The sequence below is a fragment of the Burkholderia sp. L27(2015) genome (genome assembly GCF_009765705.1).
In the GTDB taxonomy this organism is placed as follows: domain Bacteria; phylum Pseudomonadota; class Gammaproteobacteria; order Burkholderiales; family Burkholderiaceae; genus LMUX01.
The window spans coordinates 1241454-1259493 of sequence record NZ_LMUX01000021.1; the positions used below are offsets into that span (position 1 = coordinate 1241454).

The 18040-nt window shown below is 58.5% G+C and carries 15 protein-coding genes; 5 read left to right on the plus strand and 10 right to left on the minus strand.

Going from position 1 to position 18040, the window contains the following annotated elements; translation table 11 throughout:
• Positions 1 to 756: 756 nt before the first annotated feature.
• Positions 757 to 2139 (plus strand): hypothetical protein, encoded by a 1383-nt coding sequence (locus tag GSQ77_RS23910; RefSeq protein ID WP_158905466.1) that lies wholly within the window; start codon positions 757 to 759, stop codon positions 2137 to 2139.
• A gap of 244 nt (positions 2140 to 2383) precedes the next feature.
• Here GSQ77_RS23910 and GSQ77_RS23915 read toward each other — a convergent pair whose 3' ends face one another.
• Positions 2384 to 3367: a tripartite tricarboxylate transporter substrate binding protein gene (locus tag GSQ77_RS23915; RefSeq protein WP_158905468.1), complete on the minus strand. Its 984-nt coding sequence runs from the start codon at positions 3365 to 3367 to the stop codon at positions 2384 to 2386.
• A 107-nt stretch (positions 3368 to 3474) separates the two neighbouring features.
• Positions 3475 to 4581 carry an amidohydrolase family protein gene (locus tag GSQ77_RS23920; RefSeq protein WP_158905470.1) on the minus strand — a complete coding sequence of 369 codons (1107 nt, stop codon included), beginning with the start codon at positions 4579 to 4581 and terminating at the stop codon, positions 3475 to 3477.
• A gap of 339 nt (positions 4582 to 4920) precedes the next feature.
• On the opposite strand from GSQ77_RS23920, the gene GSQ77_RS23925 reads away from it, so the two are divergent.
• The 3 genes from GSQ77_RS23925 to GSQ77_RS23935 are packed head-to-tail and all read left to right on the plus strand — an operon-like array spanning position 4921 to position 6913.
• Positions 4921 to 5661, plus strand: coding sequence for a GntR family transcriptional regulator (locus tag GSQ77_RS23925; RefSeq protein WP_216854952.1), 741 nt, complete (start codon positions 4921 to 4923; stop codon positions 5659 to 5661).
• Between the two features lie 17 nt (positions 5662 to 5678).
• Positions 5679 to 6542: a sulfite exporter TauE/SafE family protein gene (locus tag GSQ77_RS23930; protein WP_158905474.1), complete on the plus strand. Its 864-nt coding sequence runs from the start codon at positions 5679 to 5681 to the stop codon at positions 6540 to 6542.
• Complete coding sequence (locus tag GSQ77_RS23935) at positions 6539 to 6913, plus strand: DUF1634 domain-containing protein (RefSeq protein WP_158905476.1); 375 nt, start codon at positions 6539 to 6541, stop codon at positions 6911 to 6913. The genes GSQ77_RS23930 and GSQ77_RS23935 overlap by 4 nt, the downstream gene beginning before the upstream one ends.
• 25 nt (positions 6914 to 6938) lie before the next feature.
• Here the strand turns inward: GSQ77_RS23935 and GSQ77_RS23940 are convergent, their stop codons facing one another.
• From GSQ77_RS23940 to leuC, 6 genes are all read right to left on the minus strand, one after another.
• Positions 6939 to 8330, minus strand: coding sequence for an MFS transporter (locus GSQ77_RS23940; RefSeq protein WP_158905478.1), 1392 nt, complete (start codon positions 8328 to 8330; stop codon positions 6939 to 6941).
• A 90-nt stretch (positions 8331 to 8420) separates the two neighbouring features.
• Positions 8421 to 9722 carry an MFS transporter gene (locus GSQ77_RS23945; RefSeq protein WP_254067831.1) on the minus strand — a complete coding sequence of 434 codons (1302 nt, stop codon included), beginning with the start codon at positions 9720 to 9722 and terminating at the stop codon, positions 8421 to 8423.
• A 114-nt stretch (positions 9723 to 9836) separates the two neighbouring features.
• Complete coding sequence (locus GSQ77_RS23950; RefSeq protein ID WP_158905482.1) at positions 9837 to 10724, minus strand: alpha/beta fold hydrolase; 888 nt, start codon at positions 10722 to 10724, stop codon at positions 9837 to 9839.
• A gap of 162 nt (positions 10725 to 10886) precedes the next feature.
• Positions 10887 to 11906, minus strand: a complete 1020-nt coding sequence (locus GSQ77_RS23955; RefSeq protein ID WP_158905484.1) for a 4-hydroxythreonine-4-phosphate dehydrogenase PdxA — start codon at positions 11904 to 11906, stop codon at positions 10887 to 10889.
• A gap of 74 nt (positions 11907 to 11980) precedes the next feature.
• Positions 11981 to 12604, minus strand: coding sequence for a 3-isopropylmalate dehydratase small subunit (leuD, locus tag GSQ77_RS23960; RefSeq protein ID WP_158905486.1), 624 nt, complete (start codon positions 12602 to 12604; stop codon positions 11981 to 11983).
• Entirely contained in the window at positions 12601 to 14001 is a 1401-nt protein-coding gene (gene leuC / locus GSQ77_RS23965; protein WP_158905488.1) for a 3-isopropylmalate dehydratase large subunit, read from the minus strand. Before leuC ends, leuD begins: the two co-directional genes overlap by 4 nt.
• 127 nt (positions 14002 to 14128) lie before the next feature.
• Between leuC and GSQ77_RS23970 the strand changes: the two genes are divergently transcribed.
• On the plus strand, positions 14129 to 15067 hold the full coding sequence (locus GSQ77_RS23970; RefSeq protein WP_158905490.1) for a LysR family transcriptional regulator: 939 nt from the start codon (positions 14129 to 14131) through the stop codon (positions 15065 to 15067).
• A 233-nt stretch (positions 15068 to 15300) separates the two neighbouring features.
• Here the strand turns inward: GSQ77_RS23970 and boxA are convergent, their stop codons facing one another.
• A complete protein-coding gene (gene boxA / locus GSQ77_RS23975; protein ID WP_158905492.1) occupies positions 15301 to 16542 on the minus strand; it encodes a benzoyl-CoA 2,3-epoxidase subunit BoxA in 1242 nt (413 codons plus the stop codon).
• 62 nt (positions 16543 to 16604) lie between these two features.
• A complete protein-coding gene (gene boxB / locus GSQ77_RS23980; RefSeq protein WP_158905494.1) occupies positions 16605 to 18032 on the minus strand; it encodes a benzoyl-CoA 2,3-epoxidase subunit BoxB in 1428 nt (475 codons plus the stop codon).
• Positions 18033 to 18040 lie beyond the last annotated feature (8 nt).

Genomic DNA, 18040 nt, shown 5'->3' on the forward strand with positions numbered 1-18040 from the left:
CCGGCCGCCGCCTCCGCGGCCGCCTATAGCAAAGACGTCAATAGAAAAGCATAAACAGACGAGTAGTAACAGTCTTGCCATGGTCCCTCATTTCGCCGGCATTCGACGCTCGGGCCAAGCGCAGTCGTTCGCGTTCGGCCATGACGTTATATCGGCAACGAAATGCGTAACCTGAGACGGCACACTCAATGACCGCTATTGGCCGAGGCTGTGTCAAAACAGTCAATCCCAAGGTTTTGATGGGTCGCTTTACCCTTACTGACACCTGCCGAAGCCGTTGTAGGCCATCCTCGCAAGCCAATTTCGACAGCCCTCGACTGAAGCGTGCGTTTTGACATAGCCTCGGCCGCACCCGGAAGTTCACACTGACCTCGCGCAACGCGGATCGCTTGGAGATTCGAACTGCGCTTGTCGACCCGTTGCGGCTCGTCACGGCGCTACAAAGCGGACCGTTAAGTCCCGTTATTCCGACGTCTCGCACACAATGTCGGAGGGTCTCTCACCGCAAGAAACGTCAGGCTCAAACAGCTCCCCTTGCTCCTTTCCGCGACATAGTCACTCGCCTAGGCTTCATTCTAAATCCTCCCGGCGGACAAAATACGAAAGGCGGCACCGAACTAATACCTTAAAGCAGCCCAGAAGCAACTGCGCCTCCGCTTCGAAAGAGGGCTTCGCTTGCAATTTCAATTCCATGAATAGCTAAGTGCAGAAAATCATGTTTACTAAAGTAAATCGGGAGTTAGGCCGTTAATCCATATGGGACCTACTTCTCCTTTATCAATGATGAAATTTTCGTTTCCGACTGCCCTTTTTGTGGTCATGATAATTGTGGCTGGTTGCGCGCACGATCCTGACTCGAAAAATCACACATCCGCCAATGACACCCTCGGCGATGCGCCGATGGCTGTCAAAACGACGCAGCAGATCCAGATGCGTCAAAAACTAGTTGCTGCTGGGATAGACCCAGACTCTCAACGGGGCCAGATACTGCTGCGTTGGATGACAAAATTCGCAGCGGATCCGGCATGGCAGGCTGCAATGCGCCGAAACCACGCCGATCTCTCCCTTTTCGCGACGCCACTCGCGTCGGATGACAGACTACGGATGCTGAAGCTTTTAGAGGACATCGCGTCCGGGTCGGCATACGATTGTCACGCGCTGATGCAAGGAGCCGATTTCATCGCAATGGAGAAATCGGCTTCGCCGCGTACCCTCGAAGATGTAATGGAGATTTACCAGATTCTGGTGGATAGCGCAGCTTCAGGACATACAGAAGAACATTACAGCGACGCGACGTTACTTGACGTCGATGCACTCCTCAATGCGACGCCTCCAGAGCGAGGGGCGAAGGAATATCCAAAGAACCCGTGCAGCATGCTCGTGTTTTCCGTCGACGCCATTGACGCTCTCAGCCCCAACGTGCGTGACCCTGCATCCTTTGAGTTTCTACGCATGTTGAGCCACCGCAAGAATATGGTTCAAATGACGCTCGACAATCCTTACACATATTTTGACGAGTCGTTTGACGAACGTCAGCTACCGGAACAGATCCGCCGACGACTCCCTACTGACGGCAGTCGTCCACTTCCGTACTCGCGCATCACGTTCGACGCACGCTGGGTCAACAAGACAACGCCAGGAGACGATGCCTCGTTCAAAGATGTCCTCGTCAATCGACGAAACAACGGGGTAGTGGCAGAAATGGTCACGTCAGCCGGCTGGGCCGACTACACCCTTAGCCTTGGTCTCGCAAATCTGCGCACACAGACTGTTGGAACGGGAACCGCACTGACACGGTTGGCGACGCTGCCCGCTGACGCCCCCATTGCCACGCTTGCTAGCGAGCCTGTCACCGGTGAAACCATCGACATCGCCCTCCCGCAACCTTCGAGCAATGGCGCGGATGCGCGACAGTGCAGGGTGGAAGGGACGGCACCTGCGTCAACGGTCTTTCAGCAGTTTAGGGGCACGGCAGTGTCCATAATGTGCTCGGAGCAGCAGAAGACCGGTTTGACCCGTCGTTGGCATACAACGCTGTTCCCCGACTACGGAATTACGTGGACGGATTGGGTCGAAGACGAGGACAGCCGCACTGCCGCAATTGTTCGAAATATTACGGTCGATGGTGCTTTGAAATGAGTTCGGTGTAAATTCCACCGGTAGATTTCCAGTGTTGAGATCCGTTAAACGCGGCGCTAGGTCAGCCTCTCCCGATTCTCCGCAATAGGCCATCAACGGAACACACGCAATTTTCAACGATCTAGACTTTAATGTCGACTGACCGCTATTGGCCGGCTTCTGCCCTACGCGACCAACTCGTGTCGACCTCAAGCAGTCCACACACTTCTTGTAAGTCAACCAGCGGTGTTTCCACCGCGGTTACTCAGTTCGTTTCGATGTGGTTGTCCTGAATCAATTTCTTATAGGTCACCAGATTTTCCCGCGTCATCTGATCGAGCTGCGCAGCGCTGGAGCCGGTCGGGTTCGCGCCTTGCGCAATCAGTTTGGCGCGCACGCCGGGGTTGGCGAGCGCGGCCTTGATGGCCTGATTCAGACGTGCCACGATCGCGGGCGGCGTGCCGTGCGGCGCGACAATAACGAACCACGAAGAAAACAGAAAGCCCGGTGAGCCCGATGCCGAAATGGTCGGCACGCCCGGCGTTTGCGCCAACGGTTCTTGCGAAGATACGCCAAGCAGCTTGAGTTGTTTACCATCGATCAGGCTTTTAACCGTAGCCAGCGCGGAGAATCCAACCTGCGCGTCACCGCTGGCAATCCCGACCGCCGCAGGCGTGGCGCCGCGGTACGGCACATGCAGCATATTGAGGTGGTTGCGCGCTGCGAACAGCGCCATAGCGATGTGTTGCGGGCTACCGTTGCCACCCGATGCGTAGTTGATTTTGCCGGGCGCTGCATTGGCCGCGGCGATCACGTCCGCAGCGGTCTTATAGGGCAGGCTCGGCGTCGCAACCAAGCCCCAATCGAGCGTGGCGACCAGCGAAACCGGTGCGAAATCGCGGATGGGGTCCCACGGCATGTTCGACTGCAGATTCGGCACCATCGTCAGGATGCTGTCGTTGAATGCGCCCAGCGTCAGGCCGTCCGGGTGCGCGGCGGCGACTCGGCCGGCACCGATGATGCCGGATGCGCCGGGCAGGTTTTCCATCACGATCGAGCTACCTAACTGCTTCGACAGTTCGGGCGCGATAATGCGCGCGGCATTATCGACCGCACTGCCGGCCGCCAGCGGGATGATCATCGTGATGGTCTTGTGGTCCGGATAGTTGGGATCCTCGTTCTGGGCGATCGCACTGGTTGCGACCAGGGTGCAGCAGGCGAGAACGCAGCAGCGCAAAATGGATTTCATGGGTTTCAGTCTCCTTGACTGGGTTGTCGGCCAGGACGTTTTTTTTATTGTCTAGCGCTTGCACGGCATGAGGCGCGGCGGGTGTTGGCAAGCTCGGGTTGCCATATTCAAGTCGCCAGGTTCAGCAACACCGTAGCGTTGCCGCCCAGGATCGCCCGACGTTCGGCATCGGTGAGCGGCGTAGCGAAAATCTGATCGACCGGATGCAATTCCCAGGGGATCGGATAATCGGTACCGAGTACGACTCGATTGGCACCGACTTGCGAGATCAAGAACTTCAGCGCTTCAGGTGTGAATACCATGGCGTCCACATAGATGTCGCGCAGGTATTCGCTGGGCTTTTTCTTCAGCACGATCTGGGCGTTGCAGTTCTGCGGCGAGACAAAGCAGGTGTAGTCGGAGCGTGCCGCATAGGAGCCAAGGTACCCGCCGCCGTGCGCCGCCAGGATCTTGAGGCCCGGGAATTTATCCAGCGTGCCCTCGAAGATCATGTGCTCGAGCGCGATCGTGGTATCGAGCGGATTTCCGACGGTGTTCGACAGCCAGCCATTACCCTGATAACGCGTCTTGAGTTCCGGCTGGCTTTGCGGGTGGATGAACAGCACCGCACCGAGCTCTTCGGCCTTGGCCCAGACCGGGTAGAACTTGGGATTGGAAAAGTCTTCGCCGTTGACGCTTGAGCCGATCGCCGCACCGCGCAGACCTTGTTTCTGCATCGCGGTTTGCAACTCCTGCACCGCCAGATCCGGGTATTGCAGCGATAGCGATGCGAACGCCGCAAAACGCTGCGGATAAGCTGCATGGAGGTCCGCGAATTTCTGGTTATGCAGTTTGACGATGGCGCTGGCGGTATCGCGGTCCTTTTTGTACCAGAACGGGTTGATCGACAGCACCTCCATGTCGATCCCCATGGCATCCATCGCCGCCAGCCGCGCGGTTACTGCGGCTTGGTCGTCGACCGGGATGAACATTTCCGGCACGCCTTTGGTCTGCGGCACCACGTTGTTGGCGTCGGGGCCCATCAACGCGAGCGACTCATGGAAATAGCAATGCGCGTGGGTATCGATGGTTCTGACGCGCTTGCCGCCCACTCGTACCGGTGAGTGCCGGGTAGCCAGGGCCTGCTGGGCGTGCGCCGCATCGAGCAAACCGCACGTGCAGAACATGATCCCGCTGCTGACCGTGCTCTTGATAAAACCTCTGCGCGTTGTCAACGTTGTCTTCTCCACCCGTTTTATATTTTTGTACCTGCAGGTTTTGTACCTGCTGGGTGCGCTTTGAGAGCTGGGTCGGCAATCATGTCGCTGCGCGCGCGTTCTATCTAGTTAGCGTTCTGGTGGGTCATTGACTGACCTTTTACCCGCGACCGTCTCCCGGGTAACGTCAGAGTATAGAAAAGCGCACCGCGCTGGACCAATACCATTTTCTCTCTGCGCCATACCAAACTGTTCTTGGACAGCGGTGCCGTGCTCGCGGGCGCACCCACCATCCCGCCCAGCCTACCCAAACAAACCATAGACATAGTGACGTCATGATGTCATTATGTCTATATGATTATCGATCCCACCAGTCCCATTCCGCTTTACGCACAGGTTGAAGCGGTACTCGCTGCCGGCATTGCCGACGGCACCTACCCGCCGGGTACGCGATTACCGAACGAAGAAAGCCTGATCGAACGGTTCGGCGTGAGCCGCACGACCATCCAGAAAACCGTGCAAAACCTGATCAGCCGCGGCTTGATCGAGATTCGCCGTGGCAAAGGCACGTTCGTGATCCAGCCCCGGATCACTCAGGAGCTCACCGAACTGAGCGGCTTTGTCGAAGACATGCACGCGCTCGGCCGCAATCCGACCGCCCGCGTACTCGACAAGCAGGTCGTGCCTGCCGATGAAACAGTCGCGCGCAGGCTCGCGCTCGCGGTCGGTACGCTGGTGGTCCGCATCCAGCGCGTGCGCCTCGTCGACGGCATGCCGCTGTCATTCGACGAGACGTGGCTACCCAGAGAACTCGGGGAAAAGGTCATCAGTAACAATCTCGAGACCGAGCCGATTTTTTCCTTGCTGGAAAAGAAGTACAACACACCGCTGGTGGAAGCCGAATATCGGCTTGAGGCAACCTGCGCCGTTGCGGCCGTGGCACAGGCGCTCGGCATCGACCTCGGCAGCCCGATCTTCCTGATTGAACGAACCTCTTACAGTGCGCAGCACCAGCCGGTCGACTACGAAAAACTCTACTACCGCGGCGACCAGATCCAGTTCGTGACGCGGCTGGCCAGACGCACGGCGAGCACCTGAGCCCAGGAGGGTTAGTCATGGATATCGGCTTTACGATCTGGCTGTTTGCGATTTCAATCGGTGCCAGTGCTTTGGGCGGGATGCTGGGCATGGCGAGTGGAATTTTTATCGTTCCCATCCTGATCGTGTTCGGGCACGTCAATATTCACGTTGCGATCGGCGCGAGTATCGTATCGGTGATCGCCTGTTCGTGCGGCGGCGCGGCGCCTTTTCTGCGTGCGCGCCTGACCAATATCCGGCTCGCTGTCGTGCTGGAAACCGCCACCACGCTAGGCGCGTTATGCGGCGTATTGCTAGCCGGAATCATTCCAGTATCCGCGCTCTTCTTGCTGTTTGCGGCGATTCTATTGTTATCGGCTCGGCAAATGCTGGCGCGACGCAGCGATCCGACCGATACATCCGCGTCTGTGCACAGCGGATCATGGACGGCGAAACTACGCCTCGATTCGAGCTATCCCGATCGCGCGCTGGGCCGTGATGTTGCCTACCGCGTGCAGCGCGTGCCGATGGGCATGGCGTTGATGTATGGCGCAGGATTGGTCTCGGCGCTGCTTGGCATCGGCAGCGGCGTGCTGAAGATTCCGGCCATGGACACCGCCTTGCGTCTGCCCATCAAGGTCTCTTCGGCGACATCCAATTTCATGATAGGTGTGACGGCCGCAGCGAGTGCGGGCGCCTATTTTGTCCGCGGCGATATCGTCAGCGCGATCGCGGGACCGGTTGCGCTGGGCTCCGTCGTCGGCGCAGTGCTTGGAGCGCGCATTCTGATGCGTGTGTCGAACGAGAAACTTCGCGTGTTCTTCGTTGCGATACTCGTCCTGCTGGCCGTACAGATGTTGCTGCAGGCTTTCGGCATCAACCCATTCGGAGCATCGGCATGAATCGCGCCGAATCGAGATCAACCCCGAAACCAACCCCGACATCGACACTCGCTCCGCTGGAGCGGCTGCTCGCGAGTCTATTGCACTATGGGACTTGGGTGGCGTCGTTCATCATCGCTGTGGGCTTGGTGCTGACGCTGATTCATGCCAACGGTGGCGTCTCTCACCCGGAAATGATGCTCGGCATGCGCATCGTCACGACAGGAATCGTGTTGTTCATACTCCTGCCGGTGCTGCGCCTCGTGCTGATGTTCGGTGTGTTCCTGCGCGAGCGCGACTATCGCTTTAGCGCCATCGCGGCGCTGGTACTGTTGATCGTGGCGGCTGGGTATGTGACGGGCGCGTACTTGGCGCCGTCGATGGCCGGGTAGTTTTTCTCGATGCCAATAAGCAGCATTATTTGGCGCGCAAATTCGCGCCGCTGGCTTCGGTCAGCTTGAGAAAAGACCAAACAGAAATCAGCGTCACGGCGCCCACCACGACGAACGCGGGTGAAAAATCGCGTGCGCTCAGGTGGTCGGCGCTGGCGCCGTGCAGCCATGCGGCACCGGTCACCAGCGTGGACGCGAACGCCACCCCCATGCTGATCGATAACTGCTGGGCCATGCCTGCCAGCGCTGTGGCTCGGCTCATGCTCGGCGCTGGGATGTCGGAATAGCCGAGCGTGTTGAGCGTGACCATTGCCGCCGAGTTGAACAGCCCCCCGAGCAGCAGCACAACGAAGATCAACACATGCGAGGTCGTCGGTCGAAACAGACCGTAGCTTGCATAGAAGGCCGCAGTCAGTCCGGTCGCGGAAACGAGCAACCAACGGAAACCGATGCGCTTGATTGCACCGGCGATCAGCGCACGCGTACTGAGCGAGCCTACTGCCGGAGCGAGGCTCAGGAAACCCGACAACAGCGGCGAGAGTCCGAAGCCGAGCTGGAACATCAGCGGCAACAGAAACGGCGAAGCGCCGATCGCAATGCGCAGCGGCATGCCGCCCAGCACACCGGTGCGATACGTCGGGAATTTCAGTAGACGCAGGTTGATGATCGGTGTGCTGTGCTCGCGGCTGCTGCGCTCGAAGACCCACAACGCGAGCGCGCCAAAAGCGATCATAAGCAGCGTGGCCGCCCCCGGCAACAAGCCCTTGCCGGCCGTCTCGAAGCCGCCGACCAAGCCGACCAGCCCGGCGGCCGACAAGACGAAGCCGCGGTGATCGAACGGGTCCAGCGTGGCTTCAGGGCCGTCCTTGGCGATGAAGATACGCGCCATCACTACGCCGAGCACGCCAAACGGAATGTTGAGCAGAAAAATCCAGCGCCACGATACGAACGTCACGATGAGGCCGCCGAGCATCGGTCCGGCAAGCCGTCCGAAAGCGCCCGGCACCGTGAACCAGACCATCGCCGCGATCAGCTCGGCGCTGGGCACGCTGCGCAACAATATCAAGCGCCCGACCGGCACCATCATGGCGCCGCCCATACCTTGCAGGATGCGGAACACAACCAGTTCCGGCAGGTTATTCGCCAGGCCGCACAATGTCGAGCCGAGCGAGAACAGCACGATCGCCCAGCAGAAGACGCGGCGTGCGCCGAAGCGGTCCGCCAGCCAGCCACTCGCGGGTAGAAACACCGCAAGGCTGAGCAGGTAGGAGGTAATCGCGAGGTTGAGCCGCAGCGTTTCCAAATGCAAGGAATCCGCTATCGATGGCAACGCCGTTGCCATGATGGAGGTATCCAGATTTTGCAGAAACAGCGGGCAGGCAACGATCAGGGGAATGATGCGGCGATGTAGGGCCATAGCGCAATTCTATCGCGGATCAAGCCGATGCAGCAGGGCGGCGCGAGAATTACGCGGCAGGAGCGCGTGCAAAGCGCGCCTGCCGTGCGACTAATTTGTGCTGCTGACGGCCAAGCGATCGAGGCGCGCCGGTGGTTCGACCGGCGGCTCTTCGAGGCGTATCCGCATCGCGAACATGGGGCCGAGAACCATGACCACCATCGATGCGCCAAACGCGACGAGCCAGTTGCCGTTGCTCACATCGAGCAAGTAGCCCACCACCACAGGAGAAATCGCGCCGGCCAGGGCCATGCCCGCAAAGGTGAGCGCACTCGACGTAGCGGAATGCTCGGGCGCAATTTCCGAGCCGATGACCCAAAGTGGCGAGTCTGCGATTTCCGAACAGAAGAACGCGAAGCACAAGCTGGCGGTGCAGATCGTGACGTTGCGCGTCAACATCAACGGTATCAGCCCGACCAGCGCCGACAGGAAACCGAAGATGATGACGTTGCGGCGCGCCTTGAGCCGGTCGCCGGTACGCGTCAAGTACCAGTCGGACAGCATGCCGCCGGCGGCCGTCCCGACCGTGCCGCCCAGCAGCACGAAAGTCGAGAACACGGCCGAGTGTTCGATCTTCATCCCATAGCGCTGGGCGAAGAACGACGGTACCCAATTCAGAAAGAACCAGAGGATCCAGCCGTGGCAAAAGCAGGCGGCTGTTGCCGGCCATACTCGGCGGATCAGATCCGGCCAGTTGACCGGGAGAGCGTGCTTGCTGGTATCCGGGGCTGCGTGCTTTCCGGCCGGGGCCGGGGATGCTTGCTGCGAGCGCTCGCCGTTTGCAGCGGCCAGTCGTTCCAACTCATCTGCCTGTTCGTCCTTTTTGTGTGCCGAATTCAGGCAGCTATACATGAAGAACATGAAGCAGATCGTGACGATGCCCAGGATGATAAATGCCCAGCGCCATGAAAAATACACGATCAACGCCGTAACGATCAGCGGCGCGAGCGCACTGGCGGTACGGCCGCATGCGTGCATCACACCCTGCGCCGTGCCGCGACGGCTTTCCGGCATGACATTGGCGATCATGCGCGCAGCCGACGGGTAGATGGGCGCTTCCCCCACGCCTACCGCGAAGCGTGCGATCGCCAACGTGACCAGGCTACCGATGAAACCGGTGGCGATGGTCGCGATGGACCACACGATGCCCCACACCAACAGCCCCTTGCGCGCGCCGATCCGGTCGCTAAGCCAGCCGCCCGGGATCATGAACACCGCATACGCAATGCCGAAGGCCGAGAAGGTCAGCCCGAGACTGGTGTTCGTCAAGCCCAGCTCTTTGCGGATCAGGGGCGCCGCCACCGATATATTGGCGCGGTCGATATACATCACGAACGCCATGATACAGAGCATCACAAACGTGAGCCTCGCCCTGTCACTACTCCGCGTGGAATGCGACATGTCTTCCTCCGGTACTGCTTTTTTTATGATTATTCGTTGAGCCTACGCGACGCCCGTCGCACCGGCTTAAATCTTGCGTGTGAAGAACTCTTGCAATACTTCGTACGTTTCATCCGGGCATTCCTCTTGCAGGTAGTGTCCGGATGGCACGGTCGCCGTCTGCAGGATTTTTGTGGCGTAGTGGCTCCAGACCTCGGCCGCATCGTGGTTGCGACCGACACCGCCTTTCTTGCCCCACAGGATCAATGAGGGTGTTGTCACGCGCTTGCCTGCCTCGTAGTCCTCGGTGTCCATCGTCAGGTCGACGCCGAAGGTCGCGCGGTAGTCCTCGCACATCGCGTGGATCACTTCCGGGTTCTTGATGCAGCGGATGTATTCGGCCAATGCTGCCGGATCGAAAAAGCTCACGCCTTGATCGGTCTTCGAGAGCTTGCGACGGATAAAGAATTCCGGGTCTGCGCCCATCATCGTTTCCGGCGTCGGGAAGGCCTGGGTCATGAAGAACCAGTGCCAGGAAAACACGCCCCATTGACGCGTTACGTTGTTGAGTAAATAGTGTTGCGGCAGCATGTCGATGAAGCCGGCGCGCAATACATTGTCTTCGTGATCGAGACACATCCGGTGCAGTACGCGTGCGCCACGGTCGTGGCCTGCCGCGTAGAACTTGTCGAAGCCCAGTGACTGCATCACTTCGACTTGGTCTTGCGCCATCGAACGGAACGAGTAGCCGGAATGATCGTCGCCGCCGGGCGGCTTTGAACTATCGCCATAACCGCGCAAGTCGGTGAGCACCAAGGTGAAGTGCTTCGCCAGACGCGGCGCAATCTTGTGCCAGGTCACATGGGTGAACGGGTTGCCGTGCATCAACAGCAGTGGCGGACCTTCGCCGCCCTTGAGCGTTACGATGTCGGCACCGCGGGTCTTGGTGATGGATTTGGTGAAATTTTCGAACATATTGGCTTCCTGGCTAATACACGAGATACGAACCGGTGCTGTGTTTTGCGTGGCGCTCTCGCCCGCTATACGCGGGGGTAGCGCCACGTCTGTTGCACGTTGCACATTGCGGCTTACGTGTTACGAGTGAGCGACGTTAGCTGGCGATGCCGGCTGACCGTATCAGCTAACAACGGCTTCGCGACTGGCTTTGCGGCTCGCCGCGTTGCTGCAGTTGATGCGAAACGCCGCGGTCATGGCGCCCACGTCGGCCTTGCCGGTACCGACGATGTCGTAAGCCACGCCATGCGCAGGCGTCGTGTACACAGCCTTCAAACCGCCAGTGAGCGTGACACCTTCGGAAAATCCGAGCAGCTTGGTCGCGATCTGGCCTTGGTCGTGATACATGATCACCACGCCATCGAAGTCGCCGTTACGCGCCTTGATGAAAACCGTGTCCGACGGGAATGGGCCGAGACACGGCAGGCCTGCTGCGCGCAGTGCTTCCAGCGTCGGGCGTATCACTTTGATTTCTTCATCGCCGAACAGGCCATTCTCGCCGCCATGCGGATTGAGCGCCGCGACGCCAATGCGCGGATTCGGCTTGCCCGCTGCGCGCAAGGTATCGAACGCGAGGCGTACCGCGCCTTCGATGCGATCGGGTTTCACCATGTCGACGGCGACGCGCAAGGCCACATGCGAGGTCACGCGGAACGTCGAGAACAAGTTGATGATGTTGACTTCGCCGAAGTAGCCGCTGTGGTTGGTCCAGGCAGCGAACATCTGATGTTCGTCGTGGTAGTTCCAGCCGCCGCGGTGTAGCGCGGCCTTGTTCAACGGCGCAAAGCAGATGCCGTCGAGCTTGCCGGCCAACGCCAGGTCAGTCATGTACTTGAGCGTCTCGCCCGTCAGGCGACCGGATTCGGCCGACAGTTCACCGCGCTTGATGGCGGTCGGGTCCACGTTAGCCAAGTCGATGAACGGCACTTCGGCCTGGTTGAAATCGGCTTCGTCGATGTTGCTGATCTTGCGGTAAGGCACTTTCAATCCGGCATCGCGCATGCCCAGTTCGAATACGCGTGCATCGCCGATCACGACAACGTTGGCTTGTTCGCGGGTGGCCGGCGATGAAAGCAGTTTCGCAATCAGTTCCGGGCCGATTCCCGTGACGTCGCCCAGCATCAATCCGATCAGAGGCTTCATTGTGTGTCTCTCCTGGTTTTCAAATGAGTTTGAGCCGCGCTCGTGCGCGGGGTTCCGATATTCGGCGCGAGTGGCTAGGCCGGGGACATGACGCGGGCCCACGGGTTAGCGGCAAAGTGCGCCTGCTCGAACGCTTTGATCTCGGGCAACATGCCCACCGAAGCGCCGATCACGTCGAGACCGTTAAGGTACATGTGACGCTGACGCGCATCCATGTCGAACGGAAACGATTTGCCACTTGCAGTGTGCACCTGCTGCGCCTGAACGTCGATAATCAAATGGCTGCTGGCCGGTGTCGCTATTTCCGCCATGATCTGGTCGATCTGGTCTTGCGCAAGCATTACAGTAAGAAAGCGATTGTTAATCGAGTTGTAATAAAAGATCTCGCCGAAACTCGGTGCGAGCACCGCGGCTATGCCGCCTTGTTGAAGGCCCCACACCGCGTGTTCGCGGCTTGAGCCGCAGCCGAAATTGGGGCCGCCCACCAAGATGCGCGCGTGGTTGTAGGGCTCGGTGTTCATGATGAAATCGCGCTGCGGCGTGCCGTCCGGGTGGCAGCGCAAGTCGTACAGCAAACCTTTGGCGAGCCCCGATTTGTCGATGCCGAACAAGAATTGCTTGGGCATGATCTGATCGGTATCGAGGTTGGCGATAGGCAAGGGCAGCGCTACACCTTCGACGCGTGTGAAGTCGTTCATGGTTGGGCTCCCAGTTTGCGCACATCGGTGATATAGCCGGCAATGGCCGCGGCCGCCGCCATGGCGGGGCTCATCAAATGCGTACGGCTATCGCGACCTTGTCGGCCTTCGAAATTACGGTTGGTGGTCGACGCGCAGCGCTCACCAGGCGCGAGTACGTCGTCGTTCATGGCCAGGCACATCGAGCACCCGGGTTGACGCCATTCGAAGCCGGCATCGGTGAAGATGCTCGCGAGGCCTTCGCGTTCGGCTTGATCGCGCACTGCGCCGGAGCCGGGCACTACCATGCCCCTTACCGTGGGCGAAATCGTTTGCCCGCGCACTACTGCGGCGGCGAGGCGCAGATCTTCGATGCGGCCGTTGGTGCAGGAGCCGATGAAGACGCGGTCGACTCGTGTGCCCTCGATGCGGCTGCCGCCCGTGAGGCCGATGTAGTCGAGCGCTTTGGCAGTGGACGCATCAGCGTCGCGCAGCGGGATCCAGCCGTCGATGGGGATGGCCTGGTCGGGGCTGGTGCCCCATGTGACGTAGGGCGCGACGTCGAGTGCCGAGAATTCCAGTTCGATGTCGAATACGGCGTCCGGATCGGAATACAGATGGCGCCAGGTTTGGATCGCTGCTTCCATGCCGGCTGCGTCGAGATTGCCGGGATGAGCGCGTACATAGGCGAAAGTGGTTTCATCCGGGGCTATCAACGCAGCTCGGGCTCCGGCTTCGACCGTCATATTGCACAAGGTCATGCGCGCTTCGATGCTGAGGGCTTCGATTGCCGTGCCCGCGTATTCGACTGCGTGACCGCGTGCGCCTTGGGCACTGATCTTGGCTACCACGTACATCACGAGATCTTTTGCCGTGACGCTAGTGGGCAGCACGCCGTCGATGCGGATGCGCATGTCGGCGGCGGTGCGATAGGTCAGCGTTTGTGTGGCCAGCACGTGTTCGATTTCAGACGTACCGATGCCGAAGCCGAGCGCACCGAAGGCGCCATAGGTTGTCGTGTGGCTGTCGCCGCACAGTACCACCATGCCTGGGCGGATAAACCCCGACTCCGGCGCGACCACGTGTTCGATTCCTTGCAGCGGGTCGTTGACGTCGTAGAGCTTGATGCCGCTCGCGTTGCAATTGCGCGAGAAATTTGCCGCTTGTTTCGATGCCGCTTCGATGCGGATCACCCGTTGGGCGACCGGATCGGCGTGAGTGGGGATCACATGATCGACGACACCCATTTGCTGCGACGGGCGCAGCACCAGCAAGCCACGTTCAACCAAACCGCCGAAGGCTTGTGGGCTGGTGTATTCGTTCATGATATGCAGGTCCGCATACAGCAGGACATGCGCTTCATCGAGCCGCTTTACCGTGTGCGAGTCGACCAATTTTTGATAGAGAGTGTGGGCCACGAAACGCTTCCTCTTTTTTAATCCGATCTTGGCTGGAAGCCCGATCTACCGTGTTAAAAGAGTATAGCGAGACGGCACTGGTTGATAATACAATCTCATTTACTCTATTGTTAAGATGAGTTTATAAATGGATTCGATCTCGGATTTGGCCTTCTTCGTTCGCTTGGTCAAGCATGGCAGTTTGTCTGCGCTGGCGCGCGAGGTGGGGGTTACGCCGCCGGCCATCAGCACTCGGCTGGCTGGGCTTGAGAAGCGGCTGGGGGTGCGGTTGTTGAACCGCACTACGCGGCGATTGAGTGTGACGCAGGAAGGTGAGCTGTATTTGAAGAACGGTACGCGGCTGCTTGCGGAGTTGGAAGAGCTCGATGTGATGGTTTCGAGTAGTCGGAAGACGCCTAAGGGGTTGTTGCGGGTGAACACCACGTTTGGTTTCGGGCGGCGGCATATTGCACCGGCGATTTCTGCGTTTTTGCAGAAGTATCCGGAGGTGGAGGTGCAGTTGGTTTTGACCGATCGCGCGGTGAAGCTTGCGGATGAATCGTTCGATGTGGGGATCTGGTTTGGCGAGGTGCAGGACTCGCGTATGGTGGCTCGCAGGATTGCCGCGAATCGGCGGTTTTTGTGTGCTTCGCCTGAGTATTTGGCACGGGCAGGGGCGCCGACCACGCCGCATGATTTGCAGCGTCACCAGTGCATAGTGTTACGGGAAAGCGATGCGGCTTATGGGACTTGGTATTTGAGCCGAGGGCGCAAGCAGGAGACGGTTAAGGTGCGCGGGCCGTTGAGTAGTAATGATGGTGAAACGGCGTTGATTTGGGCGCTTGATGGGTATGGCATCTTGATGCGCTCGGAGTGGGATGTGCAAGCGCATTTGAATTCGGGCGCGCTGAAGTTGGTTTTGCCGGAGTGGTCGTTGCCGGTGGCGGATGTTTATGCGGTGTATGTGGAACGGATGAATTTGTCGGCTAAGGTTTCGGCGTTTATTGAGTTTTTGACGTTGTGGTTTGCGCGGGATCCGAATTGGCGGTCGGGGGCGGTGGATGGGGGTGTTGTTGCTGGGATGTGAAACGGGGATAGCAATTACTCGGGATGGGATTCACACTCGTTCATTTATCGGCGCGACTTGAAGTTACCGCGGCAAACGAGCCTATCCGTTTCTTTGTGTGTGAGGCATAAACTGGCAGCGTAAGGAGGCCTGTTATGCCTCACACACAAAGAAACGGATAGGCTCCGAGGTCGTAACAACATTACAAAGACTCGCCACATCGTCAGTGATCGCTAACTTGAGAAACTTCAACGTCAATAAGTCTCAACATGGAACCGGCCTTCCTTAACCATTTTCGCCCGCAACTCCACCCAGTCCAAGCCATGCTGTGCGGAAACCTCAGCCAACGCCGCCATCACCCCCGTTTCCATCCCCTTCAAACCACAGACGTAGAGATAAGTATCCCCTGCCAACAACTGAGCCACCGCTTTTCCCGCCTCAAGAATCTTGTCTTGCACATAAGTCTTGGGGTGATCCGCAACTCGCGAGAACGCAAAATTCTTGTCGATGAACTCCTCCGGTAACTTCAACAGCGGCCCAAAATAAGGCAACTCCGCCGAATTCCGCGCGCCGAAAAAAAGCATCAACTTCCCGCTAACTGATTGCCCTTTCGCCAAAAGCCTCCGCCTATGCTCAGTCATTGCGCGCATAGGCGCTGACCCGGTCCCGGTACAAATCATCAGAAGATTCGCCTCCGGATGATTAGGCATCAAATAATTAACCCCAAACGGCCCCGCAACCTGCACGTTCGCCCCTTTAGGCAAGTCGCACAAATAATTCGACGCCACGCCAACGGTAGGTTTGCCATCATGATCCAACACCACACGCTTAACCGTGAGCGACAGATTGTTATACCCATCCCGCTCCCCCGAGCGAGGGCTCGCAACCGAATACATACGCATGTAATGCGGCTTGTCACTAGCGTCTAACCCAGGCGGAATGATCCCTATCGACTGCCCCTCTAAAATCGGAAACACCTGCGTGCCGAAATCAAGCACGATATGCCGGATATCGCTTTCCACCTCCGGCGCAGTCAGCCGATAATTCCCCGCGATCGTCGCGGTAATCGGCGTCTTCAGCGTATAGAGATTGACATAGGGATGAGCGGCCGACCACGGCGGAGTCGAAGACGATATCGATGTTGCAGCGTTAATCTGCACAGCGTCGCCCGCGACCGCCTCATCGGCTACCGAGACCTGATCGAGCACACTCGCATCAACCTCTTGCTCCACCGGCAACTCATCCCAACTCAACTGCTCATCTATCGAATAAGCCGCACTCTTCGCCACCGTATGCCAGTGATCGATCGATCCCGTAGGACATGGCGAAATACAAGCCCCACAAGCATTACAGATATCGGCATCAACCACATAATTACGGCTGTCATGCGTGATTGCATCGATCGGACAAGTCTCTTCACAAGTATTGCAACGAATGCAAATCTCGGGATCGATCAGATGTTGTCGAATAAAAGCGATCGGTTCGGGGGCGTTCATGGCGGCCACTCAATATGTGAGGTGTAACAGGGCCGTGCGCGATCGCGTCGGCCCTTGCGTGCTTAATTGAAGCGAACGTATTCGTAATCGATAGGCTGACGGTTGATACCGATCGGCGGCGGCGCGATCCAACCCGCGATCTTGCCAGGCTCGATCACACGCCCCATCAACGAAGCGACATAAGCGCGATCGGCCTCCGAGGGCAACCAATTGGCCACATTCGCCTGCCATTGCGTTTCCGAAATCAGCCGTCCTTCCGGAGAGATCTTGAATTCCGCCATCGCGCCGATATGGCGATTGAACGCCTTATGCGGCGTAATCAAGCGGAAGCTCAACCCCGCCTTCTCAATCACACGATTCCACCGTGCCACACCAGCCACTGAATCACGTATGTAGTCATCGCGCAGCAATTCATTGAGCGCATTCAACATCGGCACTTCACGCTCGACCAAGGCACCGTTTGAAACTTCGAGAATGCGGTACTGGCCACCCTTCAACAGATGATCGTCATCGCGCTTCATCTCTTCGTATCGGCCTTTCAACCCGGCGCTATAAAAAGCCGCCGCATTCGACGATTGGTCCGCGCCGAACAAGTCTATCGTCACGCTGAAATGGAAGTTCAAGTAACGCTGTATCGTGGGCAAATCGATCACGCCTTTCGCGCGGACTTGTTCCGGGTCTTCAATGCCGAATTCCTTCATGACCTGACAAGTACGATTGATGATGCGCGAGATGCCGGATTCGCCGACAAACATGTGATGCGCTTCTTCAGTCAGCATAAAGCGACAGGTTCTCGACAACGGATCGAAACCCGATTCGGCAAGCGCATTGAGCTGGAACTTGCCGTCCCGATCGGTAAAGTACGTGAACATGTAGAACGCCAGCCAGTCCGGCGTTTCCTCGTTGAATGCCTCGAGTATGCGCGGCTTGTCCTGATCGCCGGAGTTGCGCTGGAGCAGCGCCTCGGCTTCCTCGCGGCCGTCGCGCCCGAAGTATTTGTGCAACAGATACACCATGGCCCAAAGGTGACGGCCTTCTTCCACGTTGATCTGAAACAGGTTGCGCAGATCGTAATTGGACGGCGCTGTCAGCCCGAGGTGCCGTTGCTGTTCGACCGACGCCGGCTCGGTGTCGCCCTGCGTCACGATCATGCGGCGCAGGTTGGCCCGATGTTCACCCGGCACTTCCTGCCAGGCATTCATGCCTTTGTTCTCGCCGAAATTGACCTTGCGTCCTTCTTCGGCCTGCGCAAGGAAAATACCCCAGCGGTAATCGGGCATTTTCACATGAGCGAAATTCGCCCAGCCTTCCGGCGTGACATTGATCGCGGTGCGCAGGTAGACGTCGTGGTTGGTCGAGCCGTCAGGCCCCATGTCGTTCCACCATTGCAGGTAATTGGGCTGCCAGTGTTCTAGCGCACGCTGCAGGGTTTTGTCTTCCGAGAGGTTGACGTTATTGGGGATCTTGTCGGCGTAATCGATGGTGCTCATGAGGGGGT

Coding starts and splice junctions, on each gene's coding strand:
- GSQ77_RS23915 (WP_158905468.1), bottom strand. CDS start 3,367: ATGAAATCCATTTTGCGCTGCTGCGTTCTCGCCTGCTGCACCCTGGTC.
- leuD (WP_158905486.1), bottom strand. CDS start 12,604: ATGAACGACTTCACACGCGTCGAAGGTGTAGCGCTGCCCTTGCCTATC.
- GSQ77_RS23940 (WP_158905478.1), bottom strand. CDS start 8,330: ATGGCCCTACATCGCCGCATCATTCCCCTGATCGTTGCCTGCCCGCTG.
- GSQ77_RS23935 (WP_158905476.1), top strand. CDS start 6,539: ATGAATCGCGCCGAATCGAGATCAACCCCGAAACCAACCCCGACATCG.
- GSQ77_RS23910 (WP_158905466.1), top strand. CDS start 757: ATGGGACCTACTTCTCCTTTATCAATGATGAAATTTTCGTTTCCGACT.
- GSQ77_RS23955 (WP_158905484.1), bottom strand. CDS start 11,906: ATGAAGCCTCTGATCGGATTGATGCTGGGCGACGTCACGGGAATCGGC.
- GSQ77_RS23950 (WP_158905482.1), bottom strand. CDS start 10,724: ATGTTCGAAAATTTCACCAAATCCATCACCAAGACCCGCGGTGCCGAC.
- boxB (WP_158905494.1), bottom strand. CDS start 18,032: ATGAGCACCATCGATTACGCCGACAAGATCCCCAATAACGTCAACCTC.
- boxA (WP_158905492.1), bottom strand. CDS start 16,542: ATGAACGCCCCCGAACCGATCGCTTTTATTCGACAACATCTGATCGAT.
- GSQ77_RS23945 (WP_254067831.1), bottom strand. CDS start 9,722: ATGCTCTGTATCATGGCGTTCGTGATGTATATCGACCGCGCCAATATA.
- GSQ77_RS23970 (WP_158905490.1), top strand. CDS start 14,129: ATGGATTCGATCTCGGATTTGGCCTTCTTCGTTCGCTTGGTCAAGCAT.
- GSQ77_RS23930 (WP_158905474.1), top strand. CDS start 5,679: ATGGATATCGGCTTTACGATCTGGCTGTTTGCGATTTCAATCGGTGCC.